General features: G+C 72.5%; 8 protein-coding genes. All 8 read left to right on the top strand.

What is annotated here, in order from left to right:
* Positions 1-2: 2 nt before the first annotated feature.
* The 8 genes from LE548_RS33025 to LE548_RS32990 all read left to right on the top strand — a co-directional run bounded on the left by LE548_RS33025 (position 3) and on the right by LE548_RS32990 (position 20,161).
* Entirely contained in the window at positions 3-1,667 is a 1,665-nt protein-coding gene (locus LE548_RS33025; RefSeq protein WP_225100684.1) for an allophanate hydrolase, read from the top strand.
* Positions 1,668-1,716: 49 nt separating this feature from the next.
* The gene (locus LE548_RS33020) at positions 1,717-2,412 is read left to right on the top strand and encodes a TetR/AcrR family transcriptional regulator (RefSeq protein WP_225100683.1); all 696 of its coding nucleotides are present in this window, start codon (positions 1,717-1,719) and stop codon (positions 2,410-2,412) included.
* A 235-nt stretch (positions 2,413-2,647) separates the two neighbouring features.
* Complete coding sequence (locus LE548_RS33015) at positions 2,648-2,857, top strand: hypothetical protein (protein WP_225100682.1); 210 nt, start codon at positions 2,648-2,650, stop codon at positions 2,855-2,857.
* A 39-nt stretch (positions 2,858-2,896) separates the two neighbouring features.
* On the top strand, positions 2,897-3,397 hold the full coding sequence (locus LE548_RS33010; RefSeq protein WP_225100681.1) for a hypothetical protein: 501 nt from the start codon (positions 2,897-2,899) through the stop codon (positions 3,395-3,397).
* A gap of 1,792 nt (positions 3,398-5,189) precedes the next feature.
* Positions 5,190-9,089, top strand: a complete 3,900-nt coding sequence (locus LE548_RS33005; protein ID WP_374116204.1) for an amino acid adenylation domain-containing protein — start codon at positions 5,190-5,192, stop codon at positions 9,087-9,089.
* Entirely contained in the window at positions 9,089-18,454 is a 9,366-nt protein-coding gene (locus LE548_RS33000; RefSeq protein WP_225100679.1) for a non-ribosomal peptide synthetase, read from the top strand. Before LE548_RS33005 ends, LE548_RS33000 begins: the two co-directional genes overlap by 1 nt.
* Entirely contained in the window at positions 18,451-19,491 is a 1,041-nt protein-coding gene (locus LE548_RS32995) for a GSCFA domain-containing protein (RefSeq protein ID WP_225100678.1), read from the top strand. The genes LE548_RS33000 and LE548_RS32995 overlap by 4 nt, the downstream gene beginning before the upstream one ends.
* Positions 19,454-20,161, top strand: a complete 708-nt coding sequence (locus LE548_RS32990; RefSeq protein ID WP_225100677.1) for a hypothetical protein — start codon at positions 19,454-19,456, stop codon at positions 20,159-20,161. Before LE548_RS32995 ends, LE548_RS32990 begins: the two co-directional genes overlap by 38 nt.
* The last annotated feature ends 17 nt before the right edge of the window (positions 20,162-20,178 follow it).

The following is a 20,178-nucleotide window of genomic DNA, read 5'->3' as shown; positions in this document are numbered from 1 at the left end:
CCATGACACCGGCCGCACGTGTGGCAGCCGCCTACGACCGCGTCGAGAGCGCCGACCGGCCCGAGATCTGGATCCACCTCAGGCCGCGCGAGGAGGTGCTCGACGAGGCGGCCGGGATCGACCCCGCGCTGCCGCTGGCCGGCCTGGTGGCCGCCGTCAAGGACAACATCGACGTGGCCGGGCTGCCCACGACCGCGGGCGCGCCGTCGTACGCGTACGTCCCGCGGGCCGACGCGCCCGCGGCCGCGCGGCTGCGCGCGGCCGGCGCGGTGGTGCTCGGCAAGACCAACCTGGACCAGTTCGCCACCGGCCTCGTCGGCACCCGCAGCCCCTACGGTGCGGTGCGCAACGCCTGGCACCCGGACCGCATCTCGGGCGGCTCGTCCTCCGGCTCGGCCGTCGCGGTCGCGCTGGGCATCGCCGACCTCGCGCTCGGCACCGACACGGCCGGCTCGGGGCGGGTGCCCGCCGCCCTCAACGGCATCGTCGGCGTCAAGCCGACCAAGGGCCTGGTGCCGGTGACCGGTGTGGTCCCCGCCTGCTACACCCTCGACTGCGTCACCGTCTTCGCCCGCGACCTGCGACTCGCCCGTACGGCGGCGGAGCTGATCGAGGGCCCGGACCCGGCCGACCCGCTCTCCCGCACCGGGACCCCGCTCCCGCCACCTCCCGCGCGCCCTCGGATCGCCGTCCCGGCCCCGGAGCACCTTCAGGGCCTGGCCGACGGCTGGCGCGAGGCCTTCGACGCCGCGGTCGCCCGGCTGGCGAACACCGGAGCGGAGATCGTCGAGGCCGACGTCACGCCGCTGCTGAAGGCCGCGGAGCTGCTGTACGGGGGCGCGTTCGTCGCCGAGCGGTACGCCGCCGTCGGCGCGCATCTGGAGAAGCACCGCGACCTGATCGGCACGGACCTCGATCCGACCGTCGCCTCGCTCGTGCTGGCCGGCCGGGAGAAGACGGCCGCCGACTGGGCCGCCGACACCGCGCGCCTGGCCGCGCTGGGCGCCGCCGGACGCGCCCTTCTCGGCGGCTGTACGGCGCTGCTGACCCCGACCACCACCTGGCACCCCACCCTCGCTCAGGTGGCGGCCGACCCGGTCGGGGCCAACGCCCGGCTGGGCCGCTTCACCAACTTCGCGAACCTGCTGGACTGCGCCTCGCTCGCCGTGCCCGCGGGGTTCGTGGACGGCCTGCCGTTCGGTGTGATGTTCACCGGGCCGGCCTTCTCCGACCGCACGCTGGCCGCCCTGGCCGAGCGGTTCGCCGATCCGTCGCTGGACCTGTTCGTGGTCGGCGCCCACCTCACCGGACAGCCGCTCAACGCCCAGGTGGTGCAGGCGGGCGGCACCCTGGTGGGCCCGGCGCGCACGGCCGCCGGCTACCGGCTGTACGCCCTGCCGACCGAGCCGCCCAAGCCGGGTCTGGTCCGCGTCACCGGGGAAGCGGCAGGCGGTACGGGGCGGGGCGTCGAGGGCGAGGTCTGGCGGCTTCCGGCGGCCGGGTTCGGGACGTTCACCGCTGCCGTTCCCCCGCCGATGACCATCGGCACCGTGGAACTGGCCGACGGGCGGCGGGTCAGCGGCTTCCTCGCCGAGCCGTACGCCGTCGAGGGCGCGCCCGACATCACCCGCTTCGGCGGCTGGCGAGCCTACACGGCCGCCACGTGAGCGAAGGCGGCGGCGCGGGCGCCTGGCACCGGGGTGGCAGGATGGGGCCATGACGACGACGCGTCCCCGCCAAGGCAGGCCCCGGCACACGCCGCCGTCCGATCCCGGCACCTCCGCGCGGGAACAGATACTCGACGCCGCCGGGGCGCTCTTCGTCGAACGCGGGGTCGCCGGCACCAGCACGCGGATGATCGCCGAGCGCGTCGGCATCCGGCAGGCCTCGCTGTACTACCACTTCGCCACCAAGGAGGACATCCTCGCCGAGCTGCTGGCCACGTCCGTACGACCGAGTCTGCGGATGGTGGAGCGCATCCAGGCGCTGGTGCCCGAACGGATCGACCCGGCCGCCGCGCTCTACGCGGTGGCCGCGATGGACGTGCGCACCCTCTCCGGCACCAGCTACAACATCGGCACGCTCTATCTGCTGCCGGAGGTGCGGGCCGAACGGTTCGACGCCTTCCGCGCGGAGCGGGGCCGGCTCCAGGCGGGCTACGGCGCGCTCGGCGCCCTGGCGGCGCCCGAGGACGTCACCCGGAGCATGACCGCCGAACGGATCGGCGAGCTGCTGATCCAGCTGGTCGAGGTCGTCATCCAGATACGGCGCTCCCGCGAGCCGGACCCGGCCGACACGGACGCCATCGCGTCGTCGTGCCTGCGGCTGTGCGGCCTCGACGAGCGGGCCGTGGCCCGGGCGAGGGGCGCGGCGGCGGCGCTGCTGAGCGGTTCGGACCGGCCGACGTCTTGACGAGCGCGATCGCCGCCGCGGGCGATCACTGCGCCGACGATCCTCCTGCCGCACCCGGGGCCGCGGTCTCCAGCCCGGGACAAGGCAGGAATGGCCGGCGCCGCCGTCCGAACCGGCCGTAAGGGCACACCTGTCTTCCCGCCGGAGCATTCCGGGCCGAGCGCGACATGGGCAGCAGGTCCCCCAGCCATGCTCCTTCTGGTCCCGACCACCACTCACCTCAGGAGCCCATGACATGCACAAGGTGAAGCTGTTCTCCGCCGCGGCGGCCGCGGTCACCGTCCTCATGTGCGCGGGCGCTGGAACGGCCTCGGCCTCGGAGGTGATCTCCAAGGACTACGGAACCCCGTCGGCCTGCGCCATGGCCGCGCTGAGCCGGGCGATCCAGAATCCCGGTGACTCCCGGTCGGCCTGGTGCGTCGGCTCGGTGCTGTACATCGGCTGAGCCGCGCCCCCGGCACCGTCCGGTCGTGGGGACGAGGACATGCTCCGGCTCGGCGACCTCGTCGGGCCCCGGCGGGGGGAGGGCGCCGGCGGTGCCCTCGTCGTCGGGGAGCCTGGCGTCGGCAACTCGGTCCTGCTCGACCCGACCGCCCGGACGAGTGCCGACGTGCTCGCCAGCGCCCTCGGGCCGCGTGGCGCCCGGGAAACCGGCCCCGAGCCCGCAGTCCGTGGCCCGGGCGGCCGCACACTGCTGACGGAGCTTCAGGCCGCCGCCCCGGTGGCGGTCATCGCCGACGCCGTCCACTGGCTCGACCAGCCGACGGCCGCCGTGCTGTCGTATCTCGCCCACTGGGCCACCACAAGGGCGGCGGCGGTGCGCGCGGGCCATCCGATGGCGTCGGCGCACGACGAACTCGGCCTGCCCGTGCTGCGGTTGCGGCCGCTGTGCCCAGCCGACGCCGCCGACCTGCTGCGCGAGCTGCCCCTCGCCCCGGCCGACGAGGAGCCGTGGGACGCCGTGCCCGGCCTGATGCCAACATGATGAAGCGTTCCGCCGTCTCCCGGCAGTCCTGGCTTCGCAAGGCCGTCGTGGCAACCGCCACCGCGGCAGTTCCCCGCTGCAGGGCCCGGGCCCACACCTGCTGCCTGCGGCGTCTTTCTGTACTGCGCCGCTCGCCTGCGGCGCCTTTCTGGCCACGCTGTGGGGGAAGCAAAGGCCGTGCCGGCGGCTCCAACCGGATCGCGTCGATTCCCGCGGGAAAGGGCGGGCGTGGGCGGGCTTGTTCATGCTGGACCGTGAACCGGCGGCTGAACAGATGTGACGCGTGCTGGTGTGCTCGTCTGTCGGCGTGCTCGCGCTGGTCGTAAGTGGCAGTCCGAGTAGTACATCATCTGGCGAAGTTGTCTCGGGCGCGGATCGAGTGCCGGACAAGCCATTGAGCGTTGGAGGAGCGATCAGGCAAGGTGGGCGGATGCCCGAGTCGTCCTTGCCAGGAGGTTTCATCAATGCGGTCGTTCGTGTCGGAGACACGGTGCGCCGTCCAGCCTCGGGTCACACGAAATTCGTGAGTGATCTGCTGAGGTTGCTGGAAGCCAGTGGCTGGAGTGGTGCTCCGCGGTATCGCGGTTTGGACAACGAGGGCCGCGAAGTCCTCGGTTACCTCGATGGCCATGAGGCATGGGAACCTCTATCAGCTATGCAGTGGTGAGCTTCGGCCGGCGGCGTTCATCGGCTGGGACCTTGCTGCGCCGGGCGGGTGGATCCACGATATCGCTCATGTCTGCTGGCAGTACCTCGATCTGGGCCCTTCGGTCACCGACGTCGAGGAAGTAGCCCGGCGCATGAGGCTGATCGTCGACGGCTACGAGTTGTCCGGTCGACGGCTACGAGTTGTCCGACCGGCCACGTCTCGTGTCCACGATCTTGTGGTGGCAGGACCGGTGCCGGTGGGGCATCGAGGTCCGGGTCGATGCGGGTGACGTCGCCATGGCCCGGCTCCGTGACGCAGGGGTGGTGAGGCAGGTTCACAGGGCCTGTCAGGGGGTTTCCGATCACCGGGAAGCATTGGAATGCTCACTGCGGTGAGCGCGTGGGTAACGGTCGCGGTCGGTTCGCTGATTCCGTGGCCAAATACGCTACTTCCGCGCAACACGCCCGTGACATCGAGAACTGATGTCCGTTTAGGTATTGACGGTGCCCAAAAGTGCATCCGGGACAGCTTTTTCGGCCAATGTGTCGACATCGCTCGTTCGCGCACGCACGGCAATCCATCGCCAAAAGAATGTGACATGGGTCACAGTTGACCATGCAAGCAGCGTGCATTTAATATTTGCGGAAATGAGGAAAGAGTAGTCCAGCAAAATAGACACCTCTTTAACCGCTCTCCCCGATGCACCTGACGCACTTTTGTGGAGTTTCCATTAGAAATGGCGACATTCACGGATCACGCAAGATGCCGGTGAACCGGCACGGATATCGGTTCGAGATCCTCGGTAGCCGACCACTCATGTTCGACACCTCGGCTCAATACCGGCGTTAACCACGTCACTTCGCCTATCGACCGCAGTGCAAGCCTCGCTGGAGATCCTGCACGCATTTCTTTTCTGCGCACATTCCGGACGCCGTGCCAGATCCTTCGGGAACAGGCATGTCGGGTGCATTCGCGCGCCTTTGCCTGAAACTTCGATCCTTCGGAAACGCGGGATCCGATTCCGCTGCGTTCTTTTCTCGTGAAGGGTAATTCGTGTCCTTCCTCCACACCACAGTCACCCATCACTCCGACGAAAGAAAATCTCCCGCGCCCCTGTCACTGGCGCAGGAGCGGCTGTGGGTCATGGCGCGCACGGACGGAGACGCCAGCGCCGCCTACAACGAGCCGATGCCCTTCGACATCCGGGGGCCGCTGGACCGGGACCTGCTCTTCCAGGCGCTGCACCTGCTCGCGGCCCGGCACGAGGGCCTGCGCACCCGGCTGGTGCCCTCCGGCGGTTCGGCGCTCCAGGTCGTCGATCCGCCGGAGACCGGGTTCCCGGTGGCCTTCGAGGATCTGACCGGAGTGCCGGACGCGGCCGAGCGGTTCGCGCGGATGCGGCAGGAGGTGGAAGGCACCCCGTTCCGCCTGGGCGAGGAGTCCATGGTGCGCGGCCGACTCGTGGCGCTCGAAGCGGACTACCACGTCCTGCTCCTGACGGCTCACCACCTCGTCTTCGACGGCTGGTCCCGCTCGCTGCTGCTGCGGGAACTGGGCCTGGTGTACACCGCGCTCCAGGAGGGGCGGGACCCGGACCTGCCGCAATTGACGTGGCAGTACAGCGACTACACCCGCTGGCAGTGGGACTGGATGTCGGGGGAAGAGCCCGCCGGGCACGCCGACTACTGGACCAACACGCTGGCCGGTGCTCCGGCCGTGCTCTCCCTGCCCACCGACCGGCCCCGCCCGCCCGAGCAGGTCTTCCAGGGCGACCGGGTGCCCGTGACCGTGGACCAGGAACTGACGCAGGCCCTGCGCGACCTCGCCGATGACAACGCTGTCTCCCTGTACGCGACCGTCATGACCGGCTGGTCCGTGCTGTTGTCGCGGCTCTCCGGACAGGACGACATCGTGATCGGCGCCCCGACGTCGAACCGCCGCCGCGGGGACGTCGAGGGCCTGATCGGCCTTTTCGTCAACACCCTCGCCCTGCGGGTGGACCTGTCCGGTTCCCTCAGCGTCAGCGGTGCCCTCAAGCAGGTGAACCAGCGGATCCGCGACGCCCTCAAACACGTCGACCTGCCCTTCGAGCGGGTCGTGGAACTGGTCAACCCGCCGCGGAGCCCCGCGTACACGGCACTGTTCCAGACCATGTTCGCCTGGGTCCCCTCCATGCGGAGGGAACTCGAACTCCCGGGCGTGCGGGTGGAACCGCGGGAGGACGCGGCCCACGTCCCGGCGAAGTTCGACATGGTCCTGGCCCTGGCCGACGAGGGCCGGCACCTCACCGGCGAGATCGACTACGCGGTGGCGCTCTTCGACCGGACGACCGTCGAACGGTACGTGCGCCAGTTCCTGCGCGTGCTGCGCCTGATGACCGAACGCCCGGAAGCCGGGATCGCCGATCTGACGCTGCTGGACGAGGACGAACAGCGCGAACTCCTCGCCACCTTCAGCGCGGGGCCCGCCGTGACCGTGACGGCACCCGCAGGCCTGCTGGAGCGGTTCGCGACGCAGGTGCGGGAACGGCCGGGACAGCCCGCGGTGGTGACCGGGGAGACGCAACTGGACTACGCGACGCTGGACCGCCGGGCCAACCGGCTCGCCGACGCACTGATCGCGCGCGGTGTCCGGCCCGACCACGTGGTGGCCCTGCACGCCGGGCGCACGGCCGAACTCGTCGTCGGCGTGCTCGGCATCCTCAAGGCCGGCGCCGCCTACCTGCCCCTGGACCCCGGACAGCCCTCCGAACGGCTCACCGCCATGGTGAGCGACGCCGCACCGGCACTCGTGCTGACCGACCAGGCGGACACCGCGGGCGACGACCGGCAGCGGTGGGAGAACCTGGAGAAGGTGGAGGCCGAGGGAACGCACGACGCCGCACCGGCCATCGACGCGGACCCGACCCGGCTCGCCTACGTCATCTACACGTCGGGGTCGACCGGCCGTCCCAAGGGCGTTGCGGTGACGCACGGCAGCGTGGTCAATCTCTTCGACCACTGGCGTGAACTCATGGGAGACGCCCGCGGTGAGGCGTCCTCGGCCTGGTCGAGCATCGGCTTCGACGCGTCGGTGCACGAACTCCTCATGCCGCTGACCTCCGGGGCCGTGCTCCACGTGGTTCCCGACGAGCTGCGGGGCGACCCGGCGGCCCTCATGGAGTGGCTGCGTGAACACAAGGTCACCCAGGCTTTCCTTCCCCCCTCCTACGTGTTGTGGATCGACGAGGATCCGGGCGCGCGACTGGCCGGGCTGAGCCTGCGTCACCTCCTCACCGGAGTGGAGTCACTGCCCGAGCGCGCCCTGCACCGCATGCGCGAGCTGCTGCCCGGTCTTCGCATCTGCTTCGGCTACGGCCCCACCGAGGCCACGCTCTACTCGACCGCCTACACCGACCCGCAGCCGTACGAGCGCTCGTGCCCCATCGGCCGGCCGCTGCGCGGCACCCGCCTGTACCTGCTCGACGACCGCATGCGCCCGGTACCCGTGGGGGTCACCGGTGAGGTCTACCTCGGCGGAGCGAGCCTGGCCCGCGGATACCTGAACCGGCCGGACCTCACCGACGAGCGCTTCCTCCCCGACCCCTTCGTGCCCGGTGAACGCGTCTACCGCACCGGCGACCTGGCGCGCTGGCTGCCGGACGGCAACGCCGAGTACGTCGGCCGTCGAGACGACCAGTTCAAGCTGCGCGGCTTCCGCATCGAACCCGGCGAGGTCGAGTCAGCACTCCTGGCGGTGCCCGGTGTGCGGGAGGCCGTGGTGCTGGCCGACCGCGACACACCCGGCGGCCCCCAGCTGGTCGCCGGTGTGGGATGTGACGCCGGAGCGACGCGGACGCCGTACGAGTGGCGCGCGGCGCTCAAGGACCGCCTGCCGGACTACATGATCCCCGTCGTGGTGGCCGAGTTCCCGCGGCTTCCGTTGAACCGCAACGGCAAGGTGGACCGGACGGCAGTGCTGCGCGCCACGGCGGGGGCCCGCTCCGGGCGGGTCAACACGGCCGCGCCCCGCGACCACGTCGAGATGGCGCTGTACCGGATCTGGCGGCGCGTGCTGCTGCACCCGGACGTCGGGATCGGCGACAACTTCTTCGAACTCGGCGGCACGTCGATCTCGGCGATCAAGATGGCGTCCGCCGTCCAGGACGAACTCGGCGTGATGCTGCCGGTCCGGGACGTCATGCTGCACCCCACCATCGAGGCGCTCGCCGAGCGGGTGCGCAGCGACGGGGCCGAGCCCCGACAGCCGGCGGAACCCGGCAGCCTGGTGGAGTTCCGCGCCGGCGACGGCCGGCAGCGCGTGGTGTGCGTGCACCCGGCCGGCGGCACCGCGTTCTGCTACCTGCCGCTGTCCACGGCGCTTCCCGACGAGGTCGGCGTGGTGGGACTCCAGGCGCCCGGCATCAACCCCGGCGAGTCCACCCTGCCCGGTGTCGAGGCGATGGCCCGGGAGTATCTGCGGCTCGTCGATCCCCGCCCGGACGAGGCACTGGTGCTGTGCGGGCTCTCCTACGGCGGCCTGGTCGCGTACGAGATGGGCCGCCTCCTGGTGGCGGCCGGGCACGAGAGGGTGAGCGTGGTCCTGCTCGACACCCACGGCGCGGAGGACGCGGAGCGGCACGCCGCCACCGAGCCGGTCGGCATGGCGGAGTTCCGGGAGAAGCTGGTGCGCTTCAACGGCATGTACCCGGGCATCGACGACGACCAGGTGGCCCGGTACCTGACCGTGTACAACCACCATCGCGAGACCGCGCGCGACTACGCCGTACCCGAATCGCCCGCCCGTGTCGTGCTGATGCAGGCGACAGCCGTGGACGACGAGGACGGCGCCGACGCGGCCGACCGCCTGCGCGCCTTCTGGCGGCGCCGCGTCAGCGGCGGATTCCTGGTCGAGCCGGTGGCCTGCGGTCACTGGGACATGTTGGAGAGCGACGAGCTGCCACGCGTCGCCGCCGTCCTCGCCGCCGAACTGGACCGGCTGGCAACCGGCCCCCGCGCGGCCGTGACGGAGCGCCCGGCCCTTTCCTGCACGCCGGAGGAATGATGGAACCGCGCGTCGAGACATCCCCCGCCGGCGTGACCGAGGACCCGGGTGCACCGGCCGGGCTCGCGCTGGAGATACACCGCCAGGCCCTGCGCACACCCCGGGCGGAAGCGGTGACCGACGGCGACGTACGGCTGGACTACGCGGCGTTGGACGCCGCGGCCGCCGCCGTGGCCGAGGCGCTGGGCCGCCTGGGCGTGACTCCCGGACAGGCCGTGGCGGTGGCGCTGCCGCGCTCGTGGCGTCTGGTCTGCGTGATGCTGGGCATTCTGCGGCTGGGTGCCCAGGTGGTGCCGCTGGACACACAGAGCCCGGTCGGACGCCGCCGTTTCATCCTGGAGGATTCCGCGGCGGCCGCCCTGGTGCACGCCGATCCCGAGAGCATCCCCGAGCTTGTGCGGGGCGTGAAGGCGATCACCGTGGACTCTCTGCTGACCCGACTCCCGGAGGCCGTGGACACGGTGCCCGCGCCGGCCGCCGCCGGCGAGGCGTCCGAGGTGTCCTTCCTGTTCTACACCTCCGGAACGACCGGGCGGCCCAAGGGCGTCGAGGTCCGCGACGCCGGAGTCATGCGGCTGGCGCGGCCCGGCTACATCCGGGTCGAGCCAGGTCTGCGCTACGCCTGTCTGGCCAATCCGGCGTTCGACGCGCTGAGTTTCGAGGTCTGGACCCCCCTGCTGACGGGCGGCTGCTGTGTGATCCTGCGCGAGGGGGACGTGCAGACCCCCGAACGGCTCGCCGCGGCACTGCGGCGCGAGCGGGTGGACACCGCCTTCGTCACGACCGCGCTGTTCAACGCGGTGGTCACGGCCGTGCCGGACTGCTTCGCCGCGGCCGGCGAGGTTCTGGTGGGCGGTGAGCGGGTCGACCCCCGGGTGATGCGCCGCTGGTACCGGGACAACCCCGACAGCGGCACCCGCCTGTTCAACGTCTACGGGCCGACGGAGTCCACCACCTTCGCCCTGTGCCACCCGATCCCGCGGGACTTCGCCGGTGACGTGGTGCCGATCGGCCGGCCCCTGCCGCAGACCGGTGCCGTTCTGGTCGTGCCGGGCCAGGAGAGGATCGCCGCACCCGGCGAGGTCGCCGAACTCCTGCTGAGCGGCGCCGGACTCGCGGTCGGGTACCGCAACCTCCCCGAGGAGACCGAGCGGCGCTTCGTGCGGCTCGCATGGCTCGACGGCGGCGAGGAGCGGTACTACCGCACCGGTGACCTCGTACGAGCCGACGACGAGGGCCTGGTGGAGTACGTCGGACGGACCGACCGCCAGGTCAAGGTCCGCGGCTTCCGGATCGAGCCCGGTGAGGTGGAACGGCAGGTCCTGGCCCACCCGGCGGTCCGGCAGGCCTACGTCTGCACGCGCCGCGCGGGTCAGGAGGGGCCGAACGAACTGCTGGCGTTCGTCGTCCTGCAACGGGAGCTGTCCTACGAGGAGTTCGACCGCCACCTCGCGGCCCACCTGCCCACCTACATGCGGCCGCACCAGATGCATCTCGTGACGGAACTGCCACTCAACGCCAACGGAAAGGTGGACCAGGCCGCGCTGCTGGAGCAGGCCGACCGGCCCTGGCGGCCGGCCGCCTCCGACGGACCGGCGGCGACGGGAACGGAGCGCGAGGTCCTGGAGCTGGCCGAGGAGATCCTGGGGACGACCGGCCTCGGGCTCGGCGACCGGTGGATCGCCGCGGGCGGCGACTCGTTGAAGGCCCTGCGGTTCTGCTTCGCCGTCCGGCAGCGGTGGGGCCGCGACCTGACGCAGGCGGCCGTCCTCCACGGGGACCTGGCCGCAATCGCCCAGGCCGTCACCACGGGCCGCCCCGGCGAGCAGAGCACCTGTCCGGCGCCGGTGATCACCGGCGCCCTGTCGGCAGCCGCCACGAGCGAGCAGCAGCGGCTTTGGCTGCTGCAGCGCCGCGCCCCGGGCTCCCGGGCGTACTCCGTCCATCAGGCGTTCCGCGTGGACGGACCCGTCGACACCGCTGCCCTCCGGCGGGCGCTGCGGTCCCTGGTGGCACGCCACGCGGCCCTGCGCACGGGCTTCGCTCCCGGGGCCGACGGACTCCGGCAGACAGTCGGCGAACCGTACGACCCCTGGCACGATCAGGGCACGCTGCAGGCATGGGACGAGGAGGAAGCGCACGCCTTCGCCGACACCTTCTTCGCCGAGCCGTTCGACCTCGCCGTACCCCGCATGCTGCGTGCCTGCTGGCTGCCGCGCGACGGCGGCGGAACGCTTCTGCTGCACCTGCACCACATCGCCGTCGACGGCTGGTCGCTGAGCGTCCTGCTCCAGGACCTGTCCGCCGCCTACGCCGAGACCACAGACGCCGACACCGACAGCGGTGGCGACGACAGCGACGGCGAAGCCGGCCGAAAGACGGCATCCGCGCCGAACCCGCTGGACTTCGCCGCCTGGCAGAACGACTGGTTCGCCACGGCGGCCTACCAGGCACAGCGCGACGAACTCCTGGCGTACTACCAGGACCTGGAGGAGCCCCAGGAACCGCTGCCCGCCGAGGACGCGCACCCGGCACCGCGGGCACGGCTGCTGCAGACCTCCCTCGACGTCGTGCGCCGGGCCGCAGTGGACCGGCTCTGCGCCGAACTCGGGCTGACCCGCTTCCAGGTGCTGCTGGGCGTGTTCTCCTGGAGCCTGTACGGCGTGACCGGCCTGGTCCGCCCGCGCATCGCCGCCCCCGTCGCCAACCGCCCGGTACGCGAGTTCGAGGACAGCGTGGGCATGCTGGCGAACACCGTGCTGCTGCCCGTGACCGTCGCGCCCGGTGAGGACCTGCGCTCGCAGCTCGCCCGCACCGGGGCCGGCACGGTGGAGGTGCTGCGACGCCAGGACGTGGCACTCGCGGACGTGCTGACCGGCTGGGAGGCTGTCGGCGACGGCACCCCGTTCGATGTCCTGTTCGTTCTGGAGAACACCGACTTCGGGGCGCTGCGGCTGCCCGGCTGCGTCCAGCGCCCCCTGTGGTGGGCCGCGCCCGAGGCCAAGTGCCCGCTGACGGTCTCCGTCGTCGAGCACCCCGACGGCCTCGACGTGCTGTGGGAGTACGCCGAGGACCGCTTCACCGACCAGGCCGTCGAGGCGATGGCCGACCTGTTGCGGCGGGGCGTGGACGCGCTCGCCTCCGGTGGCCGCTCCACCGCGCGGGAGCTGGTCGCGCCGTACCGTCGGTCCCTGCCGGAACACGGGCGCGGGGCCGCCCCGGAACCGGGCTTCACCACGATCGCCAAGGGCTTCGCACGACAGGTCGCCCGCACCCCGGACGCCCCGGCCGTGGTCACCGCCGACGGAGACACCCTGAGCTACGCGGAGCTGGACGCCCGCGCCGCGGTCCTCGCCGCCGACCTGGCCGACCGCTACCCGATCCCGGCGGACGGCAGCCCCTGCCGGGCAGCCCTGTACCTGGACCCGTCCGCCGAGCACGTAGTGGCCCTGCTGGCGCTGGCGCGGCTGAACGTCACCGCCATCCCCCTCGACCCCTCCTACCCGGTCGAGGTGCTGCGCCGCGTCCTGGAGCGGGTCGACCCGCTGTGCGTCCTGGTCACGCCTGACGCCGCGCCGGCACTGGACACGCTGCTCGCCCACGGCGTGGACCGGCACCTCGTGGCCCTGACGGACCCGGCGCCGCGGCCGGACGCCGGGGCGACGGTGCCGTACGACGCACGCACGCACGACGGCACCCGACCGCTGTACACACTGTTCACCTCAGGCTCCACCGGCGTCCCCAAGGGCGTCCAGGTCCATGACCGCACGCTGTGCGATCTGATCCGGTGGCAGTCCCTCTCCGGGGGCCTGACCGCCCCGGCGGTCACCCAGCAGTTCTCGATGCTGGCCTTCGACGTGTCGTTCCAGGAGATCTTCGGGACGCTGTGCACCGGCGGCAGCCTGCAGCTCATACGCCCCGAGTGGCGTCAGGACGCCCCCGCGCTGCTGGAGCGGCTGGAGTCCGCGGGAACCGAGCGGATCTTCATGCCCTACGTGGCCCTGCAACTGCTCGCCGAGTACGGGGTCCGCCTGGGCAGGTTCCCCTCCCGGCTGCGTGAGGTGGTCACCGCGGGCGAGCAGCTGGTGTGCACCGACACCATCCGCCGCTGGTTCGCCGGACTGCCCGGCGCCCGCCTGTTCAACCACTACGGGCCGACCGAGACGCACGTGGTCAGTGCCCTGTGCCTGGAGGGCGATCCGGGTCAGTGGCCCGAGCGGCCCGCCATCGGGCGCCCGGTGGCCGGCGCCGACCTGCGCGTGGTGGACGCCCAGGGCGACCCGGTTCCGCCCGGGTGCACCGGCGAGCTGCTGATCGGCGGCACCATGACCACCCGCTGCTACCTCGACGAACCCGCTGTCGACGACACCCGCTTCGTCGAGATGCCCGGCGAGGGCCTGTTCTACCGCAGCGGGGACCGGGCCTGGTTCGACCGCGAGGGCCTGCTGCACTACGCGGGCCGCGACGACCAGCAGATCAAGCTGAGCGGGCACCGGCTGGAACTCGGTTCCGTCGAAGCGGCCCTGCTGCGCCATCCGGCGGTGGTCAGCGCCGTCGTCGCACGTGACGGCGACCGGCTGACGGCCTGCCTGGAGTTCCGCGGTCAGCCGGCGTCCGCCGACGACCTGACCGCGCATCTCTCCGCTCTGCTGCCCTCCTACGTGCGCGTGGACCGTTTCCGCATGCTGGAAAGGCTGCCGCGCACCCCCAGCGGCAAGCTGGACCGGAAGGCGGCGCTTCGGGCGCCGGGCGAGGAGCTGCGCCGTTCGGCGCCCGCCCGCACCTGGCTGTCGGCCGAGGAGGAGCGGCTCACCGCCGCCTTCGAGGAGGTCACCGGGGCGACGATCGAACCGGACCAGACCTTCTTCGAGGCGGGTGCCTCCAGCCTCGTTCTCATGCGCTTCCATCTGCGCTGCACGACGGAACTCGGTCTGCGCTTCGGCGTCGCGGACCTGTTCGAGCACGTCACCGTCCGCTCCCTGGCCCGCCACCTCGCCGGGGACGACCACCGCGACCGCCGGACACCTGCCGCGCCGGCCGTGGAGGTCGGCCGAGCCCCGGAGGCCGGCGAACCGATCGCGGTCGTCGGCATGGCGGTGCGGGTGCCCGGCGCCCTGGACCTGGCGGCCTTCTGGGACCTGGTGGTCTCCGGCGGCACCGGCATCCGCCGGGTCGACGCCCCAGAGGGCGTCATCGGCGCGCACAGCACGCTCGACGGGATGCTCGGCTTCGACCCGGGCCACTTCGGCATCAGCCCCCAGGAAGCCCGCCTGATGGACCCCCAGCAGCGTCACCTGCTGATGGCCAGTGTGCAGGCCCTGGCCCACGCCGGCGTCGCGGACACGTCCACCACGCGCGTGGGACTGGTGGCCGGCGCCGGGGAGAGCACCTACTTCCAGTCCATGCTGCGCGAGGCGGACCCCGGCCGGCTGCCCGACGGCTTCCAGCTCGCCCTGCACCACGAGAAGGACTTCCTGGCCACCAAGGTGGCCTACCACCTCGGGCTGACCGGTCCCGCCTTCAGCGCCCAGACGGCGTGCTCCAGCTCCCTGGTCGCCGTGCACCTCGCGGCCGGCATGCTCCGGCAGGGCGAGGCCGAGGTGATGCTCGCCGGAGGGGTGCTCGTCGACCCGGGGCTGACCGGCGGCTACCGCTACCGCCCGCAGCACATCTTCTCCGCCGACGGCGACTGCCGGCCCTTCAGCGACGACGCGACCGGAACGGTCGGCGCGAGCGGTGTCGGCGTCGTGGTCCTCAAACCACTGCGGCAGGCACGCCGCGACGGCGACACCGTCTACGCGGTGATCACAGGTTCCGCGATCAACAACGACGGCGCGGCCAAGATGAGTTACACCGCGCCGTCCCTGGCCGGGCAGCGCGAGGTGATCCGTACCGCCCTGGCCCGCGCCGGACGCACCGGTGCGGACCTCTGCTACGTCGAGGCACACGGAACCGGCACCCGGCTGGGCGACCCCATCGAAGTCAGCGCGCTCCGCCAGGCGTTCGGTGTGAGCGAGTCCGGTCGCTGCGCGCTCGGCTCGGTCAAGAGCCAGCTCGGCCACATGGGTGCGGCCGCGGGCGTGGTGGGCCTCGTGCGCGCCGTCCTCGCCGTGCACCACGGCACCGTCCCGCCCACCATCAACTTCCGCGCCTTCAACCCGGAGATCGGACCCGACCCCGCCCCCTTCCATGTGCCGACCCGGGCCACGCCCTGGCCCGGGGGACGCGAACGGGTGGCCGCGGTCAGCAGCTTCGGGATCGGCGGCACCAACGCCCACGTCGTCGTGGAACAGGACACCGGGACCGGCGCCGCCGCACCCGGCGACGTACCCGGGTGCCTGGTGCTCTCCGCCTCCAGCACGGACGCCCTCGCCGCCGACGCCGCCCGGATCGCCGACTACCTCCAACTGCGGCCGGAACACCACGAGTCGGTGCTGCGTCACCTGCAGGCCGGACGTGCGGCCCGCCGCCTGCGGACGGCGGCACCCGTCGCGGACGCCGCGGCCGCGGTGCGCTGGCTGCGCGCGGTGGCCGCGGGCGAGGTCCCGCACGGCATCGCGGACCCGGACGCCGCGACGGTTCCGGCCGCCGGCCGCACGGCACAGGACATCGCCGAGGACTGGACCGCCGGAAAGCCCGTGGCCTGGCGACCGGGCCCGGCGCCGGCGCCCTGGGACTTCCCGCCCCCGTCCTTCGCGCTCGCGCACTACGACTTCGACCGCACGCCCGAGGCCGCGGCCGCGGGACCCCAGCGGCTGCCGCAGTCCGACTGGCTGCACCAACCGCACTGGGTCCGGCAGCGCCGTGCCACCACCACGGGCACCGCCGCACCGGCCGGCCGCGCGTCCGTCGTCGTCATCGTGGCCGCCGCGAGCACGCCACAGACAGCGTTCGCACCGTTCGGGGCCGTGGCGTCGCGGGTGGTGCGGGTACACCCGTCCGGCACCTTCGCCCGCAGGGGACCCGACGCCTTCGAGGCCGACCCGGCCGACCCGGCGTCCCTGCGCCTGCTGCTCGACGCGCTGTCCGAGGACGGCGCCGACGACGGCCTGGCCGACGCGGAATGGGTGCACGCCCTGCCCCTGGACGTGACGGGGCCGGTCGGTCCCGGCACCTTGGAACACGCCCGCCACGCCTGCCTGGACACCACCGCGGCCCTGGCCCGGGCGTTGTCCGGGCGGACCGGCTCCCCGCGCGTGTGGTGGCTGTCGTACGGCGCCCGGCCCGTGGGCGGAGCGGTGGACAGGCCCGAACTGGCGCTCCTCGCCGGGCCCGTCGAGGTCGCCCCCCAGGAGGGTGCCCTGGACGGCCACTGGCTGGACCTGCCCGACGGCGTCCTCACCCGCTGGGCCGGACACGTGGCCTCGGCGGTCGCCGAAGCACGCCGAGCCGGATCTGCCGGCGGCCCCGCACTGCCCCGGCAGCTCGCGCTCCGGCAGGGCTACTGGTGGCGACCGGGCACCACGCCCGTGCCGGTGCCGTCCGGCACACGGCTCCCGCCGTCCGGCGCGGACACCGTCCATCTGGTACTGGGCGGCACCGGCGGCATAGGCCGCGCCATCGCCGCCTGGCTGCTGGAGCACACCGGCGGCCGGGTCCTGCTGCTGTCGAGGAATCCGCAACTGCCCTCGGAACTGGCCCGTTGGACCGATCGCGTCGGCCTCGTCGCAGCGGACCTGGCGGTCACGCCCGTGCACGAGGTGACGGCCGCCGTCGCCGGACACACACAACAGCTGGACAGCGTGATCCACGCGGCCGGCCTCGGATCCGGCGGGCTGCTCGTACGACGCGACGCCAGCGCGATGCGCGACGCCGCCGCGGCCCGGGAGAACGGCGCACTCGTCGTGGAGCAGCTGATCGAGGCCTTCCACCCGGAGGTCGCGGTCTACTGCTCCTCGATGTCCGCCCTGCTCGGCGGCGTCGGCCAGAGCGACTACGCGGCCGGCGCGAGCCTGCTCGACGGCTTCGCCCACCACCGCGCCACAGAGACGGAGACGACCGTCCGGATCGGCATCGACTGGGACATCTGGCGCGAGACCGGAATGGCGACCCGGGTCCTGGCCGAGGACAGCCGCCACCAGGCCCACCTGGCCGTCGGTCTGACGGTCGAGGAGGGCAAGGCGGTCTTCGCCCACGCCCTGGCCCTGCAACTGCCGCAGCTCCTCGTCTCCACCACCGACATCGATGTCTCCCGCGCGTTCTACGCCCCCAGCGCCGACGGCCGGCCGGAACCGCTCGGCGCACCGCCGGGTCCGGCGTACGACGCGGACGGCGAGGGCCGGCCCTCGGACCCGGACGGTGCCGAGGCACGGGCCGGCGCCATGGCCCGCGTGGTCCGGGACCTGCTGGGCGTGGACGAACTGGACCCGGACGACTCCCTGTACGACCTGGGCGCCGACTCGCTGACCCTGCTCGGCCTGATCGCCCGGATCGAGGACGACTACGGCGTCGCATTCGACCTGGCCGCCTTCAGCCACCGGGTCAGCCTCACCGAGATCCTCAAACACATCGAGGCGGCCCTCACCCCCGTCGGGCCCACCGCCGGGGCGACCGGGAACACCGCTTCCCGGGTCGTCCTCGACATCTGGCAGGAGGGAACCGGATCCGCCGTCCTGTGCCTGGTGCACCCCGTGGGCGGCGACATCCAGGCCTACCGGCCGCTGGCGGCGGCGCTCGGGCCCGCACCGACCGTGTGCCTCATCGCCGATCCGGCACTTCGCGACGCCGGGATGCCCGCATGGTCGCTGGCCGAACGCGCCCGGCACTACGACGCGGCACTGCGCGACCGCTTCGGCGGCTCCGGCCACCGGCTGTACCTGGCCGGATGGTCCTACGGCGCCCGGGTGGCCATGGAGATGGCCGGCCTGGCCGAGTCGGGCGGGCAGCCGCTGGAGGCCCTCTACCTGCTGGACCCGCCGCCGCCCCGGGCGGAGGCGCTGGTCGCCGCCTACGACGAGACCCACCTGGAGCAGGTGTTCGCCGCCGAACTCGGCACCGGCGCCTCGCCGGTGCCGGCAGAACACGCGCAGGCGTACGCCGCGAGGCTGGCCCGCTGCTGCCGGGCGAACCTGCGCAGTATGGGCGAGCACCGGGTGCGGCCGCTCGCCTCCGTCCCCACATTCCTGTGGCTGGCCGAACAGCCCACAGCGGGTGTGCCCGCACCCGGCGACCCGCAGGAGACGGACCGGCAGTGGAGTACCTGCCTGCCCCCTTCCGCCGTACGGCGATCCCTGCCCACCGACCACTACGGCATCGTCGCGCCACCCCATGTCCACACGGTGACCGAGACCATCACGGCAACGCTGTCGGACCCGGCCGCCGGTGCACGGTCCCGCCGCGAGCAAGAATCGGAGCGCGCCCAGTGAACCCCTACCAGTCCCTGCCCGTCAGGTCGTTCTGGCGGCCCGCGGTCGCCGAGCCCGAACCACTGGACATCGAGGACGTCTGGACACCCAAGTTCGCCCTCGGCCAGGACGACCCGGTGGTCACCGCGGGCTCCTGCTTCGCCGCACAGATCGGCAGGGCCCTGCTGGACTCGGGAATGAACTGGCTGGACGCCGAACCCGCCCCGCCCGGCCTGACCCGGCAGCAGCGCCAGGACCGCGGCTACGGCGCCTTCTCCTTCCGCACCGGCAACATCTATACCCCCGCCGTGCTGCGCCAGTGGCTGTCATGGGCCCTCGGCCACGCGCAGCCGCCCGAGGAGGCCTGGCCCGACGGCGACCGCTACGTCGACCCGTTCCGCCCCGCGATCGAACCCGACGGCTTCGCCTCCCCGGCCGAGATGCTGCGGGCACGTGAGGTCACCCTGGCCGCCATCCGTACCGCCGTCACCACGGCGAGCTGCCTGGTCTTCACCATGGGACTGACGGAGGCATGGCGCGACACCGCTGACGGCACTGTGCACCCCACCTGCCCGGGCACCGTGCGCGGCACCTTCGACGCCGAGCGGTACACGCTGCACAACTTCACCTTCGTCGAGGCGCACCGGGACATGACCGAGGCGATCGCGATGGCACGCCGGGTCAACCACGGTCTGCGTATCCTGCTGACGGTGTCACCGCAGCCGCTGACCGCGACCGCCACCGGAGGTCACGCACTCCCCGCCAACGGATACACCAAGTCCGTGCTGCGCGCGGTCGCCGGGCAACTCGCCCTGGAGGACCCGGACGTGGACTACTTCCCGTCCTACGAACTCATCACCGGCCCGGTCTTCGGCGGCAGGTTCTTCGGCCCGAACCAGCGCACCGTGACCCCCGAGGGAGTCGACTTCGTGATGCGGCACTTCGTGGCCGGACTCCACCACCGCCCCACGCAACCGCACTCCGCCCGCGACACCACCGCCCGTTCGACAGATGCCGCCTGTGAGGACGCCGTCCTTGACTACTACAGCCCCCGCTAGGTTCCTGCTGCTCGGCGACTCCCACGCCGGACCGATCGGCCGAGCGGCCCAGAACGCGGGCATCCCGTTCCAGGGCGGCCCCATCGGCGCCGGCCGGGAGTTCACCGACAGCTTCTTCACCCCCCGCGACACCCCCGGCGGCCCCGACGTCGTCTTCCGCGCCGACGAGGCCGAGGAACACTACCGCCGCTTCCTCAAGGAACTCGGCGTCGACGCACTCGCCGGGCTGGGCGTCCCGCTGGTCGCGACGTTCGGTTTCTGCGCGCACTTCGTCGCGCTGCGGGAGAACTGGGACCTCTATCGCGACCGCTCGGGTGCCGTCGTGCCGGGTTTCCTCGCCGGACCCCTGTTCGACGCCATCGTGCGCGCCGCCGTGCGGGACGCCCTCGCCTTCTATGCACACGCCGTAGGCCTCGGGCTGCGTGTCCTCGCGGTGATGCCGCCGCAACGGGTCCCCGGCCAGTCCGATCCGGCGGTGTTCATGGCCGCGCAGGAAAGCATCCGGCTGGCCGTGACAGACCTCGGGGTCGAGATCGTGGACCTGCGCCACCGGACCACCGGTCCGGACGGACTGCAACGCCCCGAGCTGTGCGAGGCCGACGACGAGATCCATGGCAACCTCGCCTTCGGCCGCATCATCCTCGCCGAACTGCTCGACCGAAGCCTGTAACCCCCACCCCCCTCCGG

The sequence above is a fragment of the Streptomyces sp. CoH27 genome (genome assembly GCF_020181035.1).
Lineage (GTDB): Bacteria > Actinomycetota > Actinomycetes > Streptomycetales > Streptomycetaceae > Streptomyces > Streptomyces camelliae.
This window is presented reverse-complemented; position numbering and strand designations above follow the sequence as displayed.

Excerpts from the sequence above, each read along its gene's own strand:
- LE548_RS33025 (WP_225100684.1), top strand. The coding sequence starts at position 3 with ATGACACCGGCCGCACGTGTGGCAGCCGCCTACGACCGCGTCGAGAGC.
- LE548_RS33020 (WP_225100683.1), top strand. The coding sequence starts at position 1,717 with ATGACGACGACGCGTCCCCGCCAAGGCAGGCCCCGGCACACGCCGCCG.
- LE548_RS33015 (WP_225100682.1), top strand. The coding sequence starts at position 2,648 with ATGCACAAGGTGAAGCTGTTCTCCGCCGCGGCGGCCGCGGTCACCGTC.
- LE548_RS33010 (WP_225100681.1), top strand. The coding sequence starts at position 2,897 with ATGCTCCGGCTCGGCGACCTCGTCGGGCCCCGGCGGGGGGAGGGCGCC.
- LE548_RS33005 (WP_374116204.1), top strand. The coding sequence starts at position 5,190 with ATGGCGCGCACGGACGGAGACGCCAGCGCCGCCTACAACGAGCCGATG.
- LE548_RS33000 (WP_225100679.1), top strand. The coding sequence starts at position 9,089 with ATGGAACCGCGCGTCGAGACATCCCCCGCCGGCGTGACCGAGGACCCG.